Below are 12,657 nucleotides of genomic sequence, written 5' to 3'. Positions count from 1 at the left end.
ACGCACATTTTTGTGCATTGCCATGAAAACGCTCCGGGTGTCGTATTAGGTTTAGAAACATCTTGATTCTCAATAGATTGCCGCAGCGTTTTCAATCTTTGCGGCAGTCGAGCAGTAGCGCAACCCTGACTGGAGTAGCCTATGCCGAGTGAATCCTTGTTCGATGCCTTCACCAGGAACTACGAAGCCCGGCGCGAGACAGACATGTCTGTCGCCGAGTATCTGGCGCTTTGTAAGAAAGATCCGATGGCCTATGCCAACGCCGCCGAGCGGCTGCTGGCGGCGATCGGCGAGCCGCAGATGGTCGACACGGCCAAGGATGCCAGGCTCGGCCGGATCTTCATGAACCGCACCATCCGGGCCTATCCGGCTTTTTCCGGTTTCTTCGGCATGGAAGAGACGATCGAGCGGATCGTTTCCTTCTTCCGGCATGCGGCGCAGGGCCTCGAGGAGCGAAAGCAGATCCTCTACCTGCTCGGTCCGGTCGGTGGCGGCAAGTCGTCGCTCGCCGAGCGGCTGAAGCTGCTGATGGAGGCCAATCCGATCTACGTCCTGAAGGCCGGCGACGATATCAGCCCGGTCTTCGAAAGCCCGCTCAACCTCTTCGATCCGGTGGCGATGGGGCCGATGCTGCTCGAGCAGTACGGCGTTCCGACCCGGCGCCTCAGCGGGCTGATGAGCCCCTGGTGCCTGAAGCGGCTCGATGAATTCGGAGGCGACATAACCCGCTTCCGGGTGGTGAGGCTGCAGCCATCGCGGCTGCGCCAGATCGGCATCGCCAAGACCGAACCGGGCGACGAGAACAATCAGGACGTCTCGTCGCTGGTCGGCAAGGTCGACATCCGCAAGCTCGAAAACTATTCCCAGAACGACTCGGACGCCTACAGCTATTCCGGCGGGCTCAACCGGGCCAATCAGGGCGTGCTCGAATTCGTCGAGATGTTCAAGGCGCCGATCAAGATGCTGCATCCGCTGCTGACGGCGACGCAGGAAGGCAATTACATGGGCACCGAGAATATCGGCGCCATTCCCTTCTCCGGCGTCATCCTTGCCCATTCGAACGAGGCGGAATGGCAGAGCTTCAAGGCCAACAAGAACAATGAGGCCTTCATCGACCGCATCTGCGTCATCAAGGTTCCTTATTGCCTGCGGGTGACCGAAGAACAGCATATCTATGAGAAGCTGATCGAAGGCTCGGAGCTTGCGGACGCCTCCTGCGCGCCGGCAACGCTTGAGATGCTGGCCCGGTTTTCCGTACTCTCGCGGCTGCGCAAGCACGAGAACTCGACCTTTTTCTCCAAGATGCGTGCCTATGACGGCGAAAGCCTCAAGGAAACCGATCCGCGCGCCCGCAGCGTCCAGGAATATCGGGACGCGGCCGGCGTCGATGAAGGCATGGACGGAATATCGACACGTTTTGCCTTCAAGGTACTCGCCTCGACCTTCAACCACGACACGACGGATATCGGCGCCGATCCGGTCCACCTTATGTACGTGCTGGAACAGGCTATCCGCCGCGAACAGTTTCAGGAGGAAACCGAAAAGCGGTATATCGAGTTCATCAAGGCAGACCTTGCCCCGCGGTATGCGGAGTTCATCGGCAACGAGATCCAGAAGGCCTACCTGGAATCCTATTCCGATTACGGTCAGAATCTTTTCGATCGCTACGTCGACTATGCCGACGCCTGGATCGAGGACGTCGACTTCAAGGATCCCGACACCGGGCAGCTTCTCGATCGCGAACTCCTGAACCAGGAACTGACCAAGATCGAAAAACCAGCGGGCATCGCCAATCCGAAGGATTTCCGCAACGAGATCGTCAAGTTCTGCCTTCGCTCGCGCGCCAATAACGGCGGCAAGAACCCGTCCTGGGCGAGCTACGAGAAGATTCGGGAAGTGATCGAGAAAAGAATGTTCTCCCAGGTGGAGGATCTTCTGCCGGTCATCTCCTTCGGATCGAAGAAGGACGGCGAAACAGAAAAGAAACACAGCGAGTTCGTGTCGCGCATGACGGGGCGCGGCTACACCGAGAGACAGGTTCGCCGTCTGGTGGAGTGGTACATGCGGGTTAAACAGGCAGGTTAGCGTCTGTACTCAATTAGGATTTGGAACGCAGCATGCAGGAAAACCGTTCAGTTCCTTAGACACACAAAGGTGGATTCCATCTCCATCATTGTGTGTGACGACAGGCCGTAGGATTGTGGCATACTGGGTTGTGCGGCATCCGAAACCTAGTTGAGTACAGACCCTAATGCTCATGCAGGAGCCAACATGCACATCATCGACCGGCGGCTGAACCCGCGCGGTAAAAGTTTGGAAAATCGGCAGCGGTTTCTGCGGCGCGCAAAGGACGCCGTGCAGCAAGCAGTCAGGCGATCCCTGCAAAGCCGCAGTATCCGCGATGTCCTGGATGGCGGCGAAATCAGCATCCCGATCGGCGGCATGGGCGAGCCGAGCTTTCGCCGGGCCGAAGGCGGGATTACGGACCATGTCCTCCCCGGCAACCGGGCCTTTGTCGAAGGCGATATCATTCCCCGCCCCCCCGGCCAGGGTGCCGGCAGGCCCAAGGAGGCCGGCCAGGGCGACGGTGAAGACGGTTTCCGCTTCGTGCTGACGCGCGAGGAATTCCTCTCGGTGTTTCTGGATGACCTCGAACTGCCCGAACTCGCCAAGCGGCGGCTCAGCGAAACCGAAGAAATGAGCCCCGTTCGAGCCGGCTACTCCATCTCGGGTTCCCCTTCCAATCTCTCCATAGACCGGACGACGCGGCTCGCCATGATGCGGCGCATCGCTCTCAAGCGCCCCAAGCCCGCCGAGATCGAGGCGCTGCAACGCCAGATCGAGGAAAGCGAGGATGACGAGACCCGCCTTGCACTGGAGGCAGAACTCAAGTCGCTGACCGACAGGATCCGGCGCATTCCCTATGTCGACCCGCTCGACGTGCGCTACCGCCGCTTCGACAACGAACCGAAGCCGGTTGCGAAGGCGGTGATGTTCTGCCTGATGGACGTCTCCGGATCGATGTCGGAGCACATGAAGGATCTGGCCAAGCGCTTCTACCTGCTGCTCTATCTGTTTCTTTCGCAGCGTTACGAGAAGGTGGAAATCGTCTTCATCCGCCATACCGAGAAGGCCGAGGAGGTCGACGAGGAGACCTTCTTCTACGGCCAGGCGACCGGCGGCACGCTGGTATCGAGCGCCCTTGCGGCGATGCGCTCCATCATCGCCGCACGCTTCGATCCCACCGAATGGAACATCTACGCTGCGCAGGCTTCGGACGGCGACAACTCCTATCGGGACGAAGGTCCGGCCGGACATCTGCTGAGACACGAGATCCTGCCGCTCTGCCAGTATTTCGCCTATATCGAAGTCGACGAGGAGGGCGGGGATTCGCTCGCCTCCAATTCGCCCCTCTGGCGCCTTTATGAAAGCATCCGATCCAGTTCGGCAACTCTTGCGATGCGCAAGGTCTGCCGCAAGAACGAGATCTTTCCAGTCTTCCACGACCTCTTCCAGAAGCGTTCGACACAGACGAAGGCGGTGCCATGACCCAGGCGGCTATGCAGAAGGATCGACTGCTCTTCGATGGCGCGGACTGGGATTTCACGACGCTCCAGCGCATCCACGATGCCTGCGAGGAGATCGCGATCGGCGAACTCGGGCTCGATGTCTACCCGAACCAGATCGAGGTGATCACCGCCGAACAGATGCTGGACGCCTATTCATCGACCGGCATGCCGCTGTTTTACCGGCACTGGTCGTTCGGGAAACATTTCGCCCATCACGAGGCCTTCTACCGCCGCGGCATGCGGGATCTCGCCTATGAGATCGTCATCAATTCGTCGCCCTGCATCTCCTACCTGATGGAGGAGAACACCGCGACGATGCAGACCCTGGTGATCGCCCATGCGGCCTTCGGCCATAACCATTTTTTCAAGAACAACTATCTCTTCAAGCTCTGGACGGATGCCGAGGGCATTCTCGACTATCTCGATTTCGCCAAGGGCTACATCGCCCGCTGCGAAGAACGTTACGGCGAAACGGCGGTCGAACGGACCCTCGATGCCGCCCATGCGCTGATGTCGCATGGCGTGCACCGTTATGCGGGCAAGACGCGGCTCGACCTGCGCCAGGAGGAAAAACGCCAGCTGGAACGGCGCGCCCATGAAGAGCAGATGTTCAACGACCTCTGGCGCACGGTGCCAACGGGCCGTAAGCGCGATGCGGCCGACGTCGATTTCGAAAGACGGCGCGCGGCGCTCGGCCTGCCGCAGGACAATCTGCTCTATTTCCTCGAAAAGTCGTCGCCCCGGCTACAGCCGTGGCAAAGGGAAATCCTCCGCATCGTCCGCCACGTGGCCCAATATTTCCACCCGCAACGCCAGACCAAGGTGATGAACGAAGGGACCGCGACCTACGTCCATTACCAGATCATGGAAAGGCTGCACGACCGCGGGCAGATCAGCGACGGGAACTATTTCGAATTCCTGAAATCCCACACCAATGTCGTGTTCCAGCCGACCTATGACGACCGGCGTTTCTCCGGCTTCAACCCCTATGCCATCGGCTTTGCGATGATGCAGGATATCGAGCGGATCGTGACGAAGCCGACCGATGAGGACCGCGAATGGTTCCCGGATATCGCCGGCCGCGGAGATCCGATGCAGGTCCTGCGCGGCATCTGGGCGGACTACCGCGACGAGAGCTTCATCAGCCAGTTCCTGAGCCCGCACCTGATCCGCAAGTGGCGCCTTTTCCAGCTCTACGACGATCCGCAGATGAGCGAAGGGATACTGGTTTCGGCGATCCACGACGAGCGGGGCTACAAACGCGTTCGCCGCCAGCTGGCGCGCGAATACGATATCGGCTGGACCGATCCGAGGATCGACATCATCGATGTCGATCTCGCCGGGGACCGTCGCCTTCTCCTGCAACACCGGGCGCCGAACGACTGGGTTCTCGAAGACAGCGAAACCCGGCAGGTTCTGCAGCATCTGGCGGATCTGTGGGGCTACGACGTCATGCTGCAGGAAATCGACAGCAGCGAGACGGTGGTGAAGGAACATTCCGCCCATCCCCGCGAAATCCTTCAGAAGGGTGACCTTTTCGCCTGACGACGGTGCATGAGCAAGTCTCTGCCCATCCGACGGCCCCTAGCCCGGCACCACGCTATCGGCGTTGCCCTGCCGCCTATCAATTTTGATTGAAGGAAAGGCCGGAGCTCCTGCCGGTGGCCAATCGTGATTGGACATCAAAAGCGGTCTGGATCAAATTACAGATTGGGCGACGGGCATCTATTTTGTTCAAATAGGAGGCCGTAATGGAGCAACGTGCAGTCGACCAGCTGAGGACTATCGCCAGGATAAATCGCAGCTATCCCGACTTCCAGATGTCCAGCAGCGAGCGGCTCGAGCGGTGGGCCGAGATTCTTGAGCTCAACCCCGATCGATCCCTTTCGACATTTCGGGAAACCGAATATCAGCCGGATGAAATAAGGGCCGCCATGCGTGGCGACGGGACGGCGATTGCCGTCGCCTTCGGCGATCCGATCCTGCGCGCAGCGGGGATGCGCGACGACACCTATGGGGAAGCCAGACGGTTTTTTGAATTGTCCGACCGACAGCTCCACAAACTGGTCTGCTTCTGCCACTTCGGAGCCCATGTGAGCGCAAGTACAGTCGCCCATCAGGTGCGTTCGATAGCCACCCGCAGATCCAGTGGCACCCTTGCATACCTGGCTTCCTTCTTCAGAAGGTAGCCCGTATCGGCTTGTGGAACGCAATCGGCGTTCCTGCCGGAAGCAGTTGCCCGACGTCTCGGCGTTGCCGCTTGCCATTGCGGGAGGCGGCCGTTGAACTGAGCCGTGTTCTGGAGGTCGAGGCCAGGCTAAGCCCCTCCTTCGGCAGAGTGCATACGCCGGCGATTTCGGATGGCTTCGATCAAGCGTCTTTATGCACGGTCGCGGGACAGCATGTCTCGACGCCGGTGGTGACCTCGCGGGCACTATGGTATCTGGACGAAAGAATCTCTATACGGAGTTCCGGGTTTTCCGGAGATAGGCCGCGTGGCGAATTTTAGTATGGATTTGTGTATCGTTGCCGGCAGAAGGCCGGGCTTGCTTGAGCAGACATTGGAAAGTTTCTCAAAGCGCTGCTTTGCTCATTTTTCCTTCTCGAATGTCCTCGTGAACATAGATCCGATCTTCGGCACGGAAGAGGACGAAGCCGAGTGCCTGCGCGTGGTCGGCAACTATCTGCCGTCGGCCTCCTTCTTCAGACCGAGCGAGCCGGGTTTTGGCGCCGCGGTCCAGCGTCTGTGGACCAACACGCATTCCGACTATGTGTTCCACCTCGAGGATGACTGGGTCGCGCTGACCGACCTCGGCGAAGAAATTTTCGGCCCGTTTTCAGATCCGGGCGTGATGCAGGTTTCCTTTCACACGGCCGACCAGAACTGGAATATCGCAAAGGACGGCCATCTTCACGAGAGGAACGAATATGCGCGGTTCCTGGGCGTCAAAATCCCGCTGTTCAAGACTTTTCCGAAATTCACCACCTCCCCTTCCATTCTTCGGGGCGCGTTCGCCCGGCAGGCTTCAAGCCTGATGGACCCTTCTCGGGATCCGGAAAAACAATTCTATTCCGGCGTCAACGCAGAGCTTGAACGGTTAGCGGCGCCGCACAGGAACTACATATTCTCTCCCCAGCAGAAACCGGTTATCCGTGACACGGGACGAGAGTGGAGAGACAATCGCAAAATCAAGAAAGTCATCGAGAATACGACCTCCTATTGGGTCGAGGAATAGTCGCCCGGCATGTCCGCAACGGTCACCGGGCATGCCTTGAAAAGTGGCAAGCGCGCTGAAGAAATGGCCCTCGCCGGCCTGCTGATAGAAGCGCCTTGCCGCGTAAGGCAGCACCGTCCGGTTTCAGCATTCGGTAACGCTCTGAATGTACATTAGGCATCGATCAATTTACGCGAGTAACTGGACGCCTGCCAATGAACCATTGCTCCGCCATCGAACCTGATCTGCAAACGCCTCACCGCGAACTTCTGGAAGACCTGTTCGAGGACGCTCCAGGACCTACGATCATCAAGGATGGAGAGTCGCGTTTCCTGTTCCTCAACAGCAAGGCATGCGAGATGTTCGGCGTGAATCTCGAAGACGTGCTTGGCCACACGGACCACGACTTCCTGCCTGCGGACGAAGCCGATCGAATCCAGAAGGTGGATGCGGGAGTGCTGGCCACCGGCGAGGAACGGCGGTTCGAGGAAGAGCTCACCGGGCCGGATGGTTCGACCCGGACGCTTTTCACGCACAAACGGCGGTCTTTCGTACCAGTGCCCGGCGGAAAGAAACCGGTTGTCGTTGTCGTCATTTCCGACATCACCAAACTCCGTCACGCAGAACAGGTCCTGCGGGCCAGTGAGGAACACTATCGCTCGCTCGTTGAACTGCATCCCCAAACACCGTGGTTGGCCGACGCAGAAGGAAACGTCATCGAAGTCGGTCCGGGTTGGCAGAATGCCTCCGGACGGGAGGTCGGCGAAGCGCTGGGACGCGGGTGGGAGAAGACCCTGCACCCGGCGGACCTGCCTGAAGTGATTGCCAAATGGGAATCCGCGGTGAAGACCGGCGTGCCGTTCGACATGATCTACAGGATCGGGACAACGAAAGGGCGGTATCGGTGGTATCGGAACCGGGCTGCTCCCCGGCTCGACGGCGACGGTAGAGTCATCCGCTGGTATGGCCTCCTCGAGGACGTGCACGACCGCCAGCTTGCCCTCAAAGCCCTTCAGTCCAGCGAGCGCAGATTGCGCCAGCATCGGGACGAACTCGAAAAGATCGTTCTGGCGAGGACCGCGGAAGTGCAGGAGAAGAACGTCGAACTGGATCGCCTTCTCCAGCATGAACGGGGCATCAATGCGCTGCAGCGCCGCTTCGTGGGGATGATCTCGCACGAGTTCAGGACACCTCTGGCCGTGATCGACGGAGCGGCTCAGCGGCTCACGCGCACGAAGGCGGCTGCAACTCCCCAGTTCCTGGAAGGCAAGGCTCTGCAGATCAAGGGCGCCGTCGCCCGCATGGTCGAGCTGATGGAAAGCATCCTCGCCGCCGGGCGGCTGGAGACAGGGACCATTGCGATCAACAAGGAAGCCGGTTCGCTCAGTGCGATTCTGCGCCATTGCATCGCAAACCGGGCGGAGATCAGCAAGAGCCACACGATCAGCCACGATCTCGAAGCGCTTCCAGGCCTGCAGATGATCGACGGGGCCGCAATAGAGCGGGTCTTTTCCAATCTGTTGTCAAACGCGGTGAAATATTCGCCCGCTGGTTCCAGAATCCGTGTCAGCGGATGGAAGGACGGCCAGCGGGTTCTGGTCAGCGTCAGCGATTCCGGCATCGGCATGGATGCAGACGACCTGCCGAAGCTGTTCGAGCCCTACTTTCGCGCCCGCAGCGCCACCGGCATCGCGGGAACGGGGATCGGTCTCAATATCGTCAAGGAAATTGTGGAGCTGCATGGCGGCTCGATCTCTGTCCAGAGCCTTCTGGGCAAGGGTACGACCTTCACGGTCGAGCTGCCATTCGACGAGGTCAGACAACAGCATTCGGCTTAGGCCGGCACTGTCACAAGAAGAACAACCTCAGGCGGCGATCGATGACGCTAACCAGGACGCAAGCTCGTCTCGTCCCATGGGTCTGCCCACCAGAAAGCCTTGCAGCTGATCGCAACCGGCAATTCGGAGGACGTCCGCTTGATCGGCGGATTCTATGCCTTCGGCCGTGACAGGAATCCCGAGGGCCTGGGCCAAGGAGATCGTGGCCGTCAGGACGTTCCGGCCGGTGCTGCCGTCATCTATGGCTTGAACGAGAGACCGGTCGATCTTCATCCGGTCGAAGCCGAACTCACGAAGCGTGCCGATACTGGCATAACCGGCGCCAAAATCATCGAGAGCAAAACGGATGCCTGCCAATTTCAGGGCGGTGATGGAGCGTCGTGCCTGTTCAGGATTGGACATCAGCACCGCTTCGGTGATCTCCAGCGTCAGTCGCGATGGATCAAAACCTTCCTCTTTCAAGACAGCGAGCACATCCCCGGCAAAATTGGGGTTGCATAGCTGGATCGGAGAAACATTGACCGACAGGGAGAGCGGAGACCATGCCCGGGATGCCACGATGGACTTCCGAAGCATCTGGAGGCCGAGGATATCGATCAATCCGCATTTCTCCGCCAGAGGTATGAACGCGTCCGGGCCGATTGCTCCTTCGGCGCGTCTCCACCTTGCCAGCGCCTCCACGCCCGTGATCTCGCCCGAGGCCGCCGAAGCCAGCGGCTGGAAAACCGGCTGGATCTCGTCGTTCTGGAGGGCGCGCCGAAGGTCGCTTTCCAAGCCCGCGATCTTCTCGCGCTGGCGGTCAAGATCCGGATGATAGGTGACGGCGCATCCCCTGCCCATTTCCTTCGCTTCATAAAGGGCCATATCCGCCCGGCGAAGAAGTTCGTGCGCATTCCCTGCGTCGTCACGGCAGCCGACGCCGATGCTTGCGCCAATTTCGATCGTGCGGCCTTCGATGAGAAACGGCCTTTTGAGACGTTCGAGAACTTGATTGTCAAATTCGGCGAGGTTCGCGGAGCCGCGCTGAACCAGAGCGAATTCATCACCGCCCAACCGGGCGACACCGAATACGTCTCCGTGGATGTCGCGCAGGGCTTCCGCCACCAGCCTGATCAGCTGATCTCCAATCGCATGCCCCCAGGCATCGTTGACTGCCTTGAAACCGTCGAGATCGATAAGGTGCAAGACCAGCACCTGGCTCTTGTCGGCCTGCATCAACCGGTCCAGTCCTTCGATCAGGCCGAGCCTATTCAAGAGACCGCTGAGGCTGTCATGCGTGGCTTCGTGCTGAGCGCGATCCGCCAAGCTCTTCAACCGCCGTGTTTCTGACAGGCCTGCAAACAGGACACCAACCAGATAAACGCCGAGGATTGCGACCGCCGCGGCGATAAAAGGGCGCGCCTCGTCAAAAATCGTGTTTCCCGGAGCGGCACTTGGCCAAGCCAAACGCGCGACTTCAATTCCATCCACATCCATGAGCGGCGAATTCAGAAGATCGCCCGCCGGACGGTCGGTTATGTGGAGCTCCGGGAGCTGATGTTCCTTGGCCATCTGGGCCACGACTTCAGACGTCAGGGTCTTGAAGAAGCTGAGAACATAGAAGGTTTGATCCTGTACCTGCGACCCGAACGGCTGGACCGCTTCCGAAGCCACCGCAATGATATCATCGCCGTTTCTAAAAAAATTGACGATGGGGTCGATGCCAGGCCGAGCGGCAGCTTCCGTCTGCCCCGTAAACTTGGAGCCGAGATATTCGGTCGGGTCTATTATATCGGCCTTGAGATAGGCGATGCTCTTGCCGCCTGCTGGCGCGGTCAGCACTATCCCGTCATAGAGCGCGTAGTCCTCGCTGGTCTTGCCCCAATTCTCATAGACCCAACCCTCGCGATCCCCTTGGGTTATCGCCTTGTAGGCGTCATCCCAGACGGCATTGTCCCGCACGGTCGCGGCAAGTTTTTCCTTGAACGAGGAGACCGCCGCCTCTGCCGCCAGAATGGCTCTGTTGTCGTCCAGCGCGTTGGCGGAACTGCGCATGCGATCGACCACGTGAGCACCTATCCCACCCAGGATCATGGCAACAAGAAGGAGCAGCGAGGTGGCGATGAAAACGGAGTAGCCTTCACGGCTTTCCTTCGGTCGGCGTGCGAGCATGGCGGATCCCTGCGTTATTGTTTTGCCCAAGGCTGCAGAAGACGTCATGTCCGCATTGCGCTGCTCGCATCCACTAGCATATGCGAATATTAAAAATCGCTAAAGCACGTAGTCAACGACTCGTTAATATGTCGGCAGGGACCTCCAAACCCAGAGCAGCAAAATGGAGCAGGGCCGCGCGGAGTGCATTATTTCGTGGCGTTAAACCGGGCTTTTAGCTCGGAAATCGGGCAGGCTGGTGCTTCCGCCGAGCGGGCGGGCTTTCTAGAGTCTTCGCAGGAATTCTTCGGTAGTTGCGAGGTGGAGCTGAACCGAGAAGCGGTCTCCCAGAAGTTCGAGCGACGCGTCATGTGTGTCATCCGCTCCGCTGCAGACGGCGTCCTTCAGCACGATCACATGGTATCCGAGATCGATGGCGCCAAGCGCTGTGGACAGGACGCAAACGTCGGTCTCACCGCCGGTCAGGACCACGGTTTCGATACCCTCCTTCAAGAGCATTCCATGCAGCCTTCCGCTGACCCAGGGAGAATAGGTCATCTTGTCGAATATGCGTGCAGGAGGGACAAGCGCTTTCAAGGAAGGGATCAGATCGACGAGGCCTGGATCGAGATGCTCGCGCGTCATCACCCGCCACTTTTCGTAGTACACCCGCCACATCCCCTCCATCGCTTCGGGCCGCGACGGCGTGACGAACCTCGTAAAGATCGTCTTCTCCGGGTGGCGGCCGGAAATCTCCTCGATCGATGGCGATACCTGGCGCATCCAGGGGACGTGCCAAGGAGTATCTTCAGCGAAGATCCGCTGCATGTCGATGCAAAGATGAATCCAGTTGCCAGCCATGTCATGCTCCGCGCTGCTCCTGAACGCCCCATCGGGAACGTGGTTCCAGCCGGGACCGGCAGAAGGCCGGATGCAACTAACGGAACCCGATATGAGGACGCCCCTCGATCGAACACGAGGGCGGCGTCACGCTCTCACGACGGGTTGGACGCCTTGACGAAATCGATGAAGGCCCGCAGCGGCGCCGGTACGAGCCGTCGGCCGGGGTAATAGAGAAACGGGCCGGAAAATTGCGGCCACCAGGGCTCGAGCACAGGTTCGAGAGAGCCACTGTCGAGATGGGGCCGCAACCAGTCCTCGAACAGCAACATGATGCCGGTGCCGGCAATCGCTGCTTCGACGGCAAGATCGGTTGCCGCACCTACCTGCACGATCAGCGGCCCTGTCGGATCGATCCGCACCACCTCGCCATCCCGCTCGAATTCCCAGAGCATCATCGCCCCGCTTGTGAAACGCCCGCGAATGCAGGCGTGGCCAAGCAGGTCGCGCGGATGATCGGGACGGCCATGGCGATCGAGGTATGCGGGGGATGCCGCGGCCGCGAAGCGCTGCAAGCGCGGACCGATCGGCACCGCGATCATGTCCTGCTCCAGCCGCTCGTCATAACGGATGCCGGCGTCGCATCCCGCAGCCAGCACGTCGACGAAGCTGTCATCGGCGACGATTTCGAGCCGGATGTCGGGATAGGTCGCGAGGAACCGCGGGACGATCGCCGGGAGCACCAACCGCGCGGCGCTGACCGGTACATTGAGACGGAGAACGCCCGCAGGTTTGTCGCGAAACCTGTTGACCACGTCGAGTGCCGCGTCCACCTCCGCGAGCGCTGGGGTCAACCGAGCCAGCAGACCGGCGCCTGCTTCCGTCGGCACCACGCTGCGTGTCGTCCGATTGAGAAGCCTGACCCCGAGTTGCGCCTCGACACGCCGTACCGCCTCGCTCAATCCTGATGCGCTGCCGCCTGTGGTCCGCGCACCCTCGCGGAACCCGCCGGCGCGCGCCACTGCCACAAAGGCATTCAGATCACTCAGATCGATCTTCATTGTT

At 59.8% G+C, this 12,657-nt stretch carries 9 protein-coding genes; 6 read left to right on the top strand and 3 right to left on the bottom strand.

Going from position 1 to position 12,657, the window contains the following annotated elements:
- Positions 1-141: 141 nt before the first annotated feature.
- From C5J26_RS23910 to C5J26_RS23885, 6 genes are all read left to right on the top strand, one after another.
- On the top strand, positions 142-2,085 hold the full coding sequence (locus C5J26_RS23910) for a PrkA family serine protein kinase (RefSeq protein ID WP_105404063.1): 1,944 nt from the start codon (positions 142-144) through the stop codon (positions 2,083-2,085).
- Between the two features lie 186 nt (positions 2,086-2,271).
- Positions 2,272-3,549 carry a YeaH/YhbH family protein gene (locus C5J26_RS23905; RefSeq protein WP_046630642.1) on the top strand — a complete coding sequence of 426 codons (1,278 nt, stop codon included), beginning with the start codon at positions 2,272-2,274 and terminating at the stop codon, positions 3,547-3,549.
- Positions 3,546-5,114: a SpoVR family protein gene (locus C5J26_RS23900; protein WP_105404062.1), complete on the top strand. Its 1,569-nt coding sequence runs from the start codon at positions 3,546-3,548 to the stop codon at positions 5,112-5,114. The genes C5J26_RS23905 and C5J26_RS23900 overlap by 4 nt, the downstream gene beginning before the upstream one ends.
- Positions 5,115-5,320: 206 nt before the next feature.
- A complete protein-coding gene (locus C5J26_RS23895) occupies positions 5,321-5,758 on the top strand; it encodes a hypothetical protein (protein WP_105404061.1) in 438 nt (145 codons plus the stop codon).
- 426 nt (positions 5,759-6,184) lie between these two features.
- On the top strand, positions 6,185-6,805 hold the full coding sequence (locus C5J26_RS23890; protein WP_245441260.1) for a hypothetical protein: 621 nt from the start codon (positions 6,185-6,187) through the stop codon (positions 6,803-6,805).
- Positions 6,806-6,999: 194 nt separating this feature from the next.
- The gene (locus C5J26_RS23885) at positions 7,000-8,622 is read left to right on the top strand and encodes a PAS domain-containing sensor histidine kinase (RefSeq protein WP_105404060.1); all 1,623 of its coding nucleotides are present in this window, start codon (positions 7,000-7,002) and stop codon (positions 8,620-8,622) included.
- A gap of 27 nt (positions 8,623-8,649) precedes the next feature.
- On the opposite strand, the gene C5J26_RS23880 is transcribed toward C5J26_RS23885, so the two are convergent.
- From C5J26_RS23880 to C5J26_RS23870, 3 genes are all read right to left on the bottom strand, one after another.
- Complete coding sequence (locus tag C5J26_RS23880) at positions 8,650-10,773, bottom strand: EAL domain-containing protein (RefSeq protein ID WP_105404059.1); 2,124 nt, start codon at positions 10,771-10,773, stop codon at positions 8,650-8,652.
- A gap of 264 nt (positions 10,774-11,037) precedes the next feature.
- Positions 11,038-11,613: a cysteine hydrolase family protein gene (locus tag C5J26_RS23875; RefSeq protein ID WP_105404058.1), complete on the bottom strand. Its 576-nt coding sequence runs from the start codon at positions 11,611-11,613 to the stop codon at positions 11,038-11,040.
- 134 nt (positions 11,614-11,747) lie between these two features.
- Positions 11,748-12,653 (bottom strand): LysR family transcriptional regulator, encoded by a 906-nt coding sequence (locus C5J26_RS23870; protein ID WP_105404057.1) that lies wholly within the window; start codon positions 12,651-12,653, stop codon positions 11,748-11,750.
- Positions 12,654-12,657 lie beyond the last annotated feature (4 nt).

The sequence above is a fragment of the Neorhizobium sp. T7_12 genome, from assembly GCF_002968535.1.
In the GTDB taxonomy this organism is placed as follows: domain Bacteria; phylum Pseudomonadota; class Alphaproteobacteria; order Rhizobiales; family Rhizobiaceae; genus Neorhizobium; species Neorhizobium tomejilense.
This window is presented reverse-complemented; position numbering and strand designations above follow the sequence as displayed.

What these genes read in the sequence shown, in the direction of transcription:
- C5J26_RS23910 (WP_105404063.1), top strand. Translation starts at nt 142, where the DNA reads ATGCCGAGTGAATCCTTGTTCGATGCCTTCACCAGGAACTACGAAGCC.
- C5J26_RS23905 (WP_046630642.1), top strand. Translation starts at nt 2,272, where the DNA reads ATGCACATCATCGACCGGCGGCTGAACCCGCGCGGTAAAAGTTTGGAA.
- C5J26_RS23900 (WP_105404062.1), top strand. Translation starts at nt 3,546, where the DNA reads ATGACCCAGGCGGCTATGCAGAAGGATCGACTGCTCTTCGATGGCGCG.
- C5J26_RS23895 (WP_105404061.1), top strand. Translation starts at nt 5,321, where the DNA reads ATGGAGCAACGTGCAGTCGACCAGCTGAGGACTATCGCCAGGATAAAT.
- C5J26_RS23885 (WP_105404060.1), top strand. Translation starts at nt 7,000, where the DNA reads ATGAACCATTGCTCCGCCATCGAACCTGATCTGCAAACGCCTCACCGC.
- C5J26_RS23880 (WP_105404059.1), bottom strand. Translation starts at nt 10,773, where the DNA reads ATGCTCGCACGCCGACCGAAGGAAAGCCGTGAAGGCTACTCCGTTTTC.
- C5J26_RS23875 (WP_105404058.1), bottom strand. Translation starts at nt 11,613, where the DNA reads ATGGCTGGCAACTGGATTCATCTTTGCATCGACATGCAGCGGATCTTC.
- C5J26_RS23870 (WP_105404057.1), bottom strand. Translation starts at nt 12,653, where the DNA reads ATGAAGATCGATCTGAGTGATCTGAATGCCTTTGTGGCAGTGGCGCGC.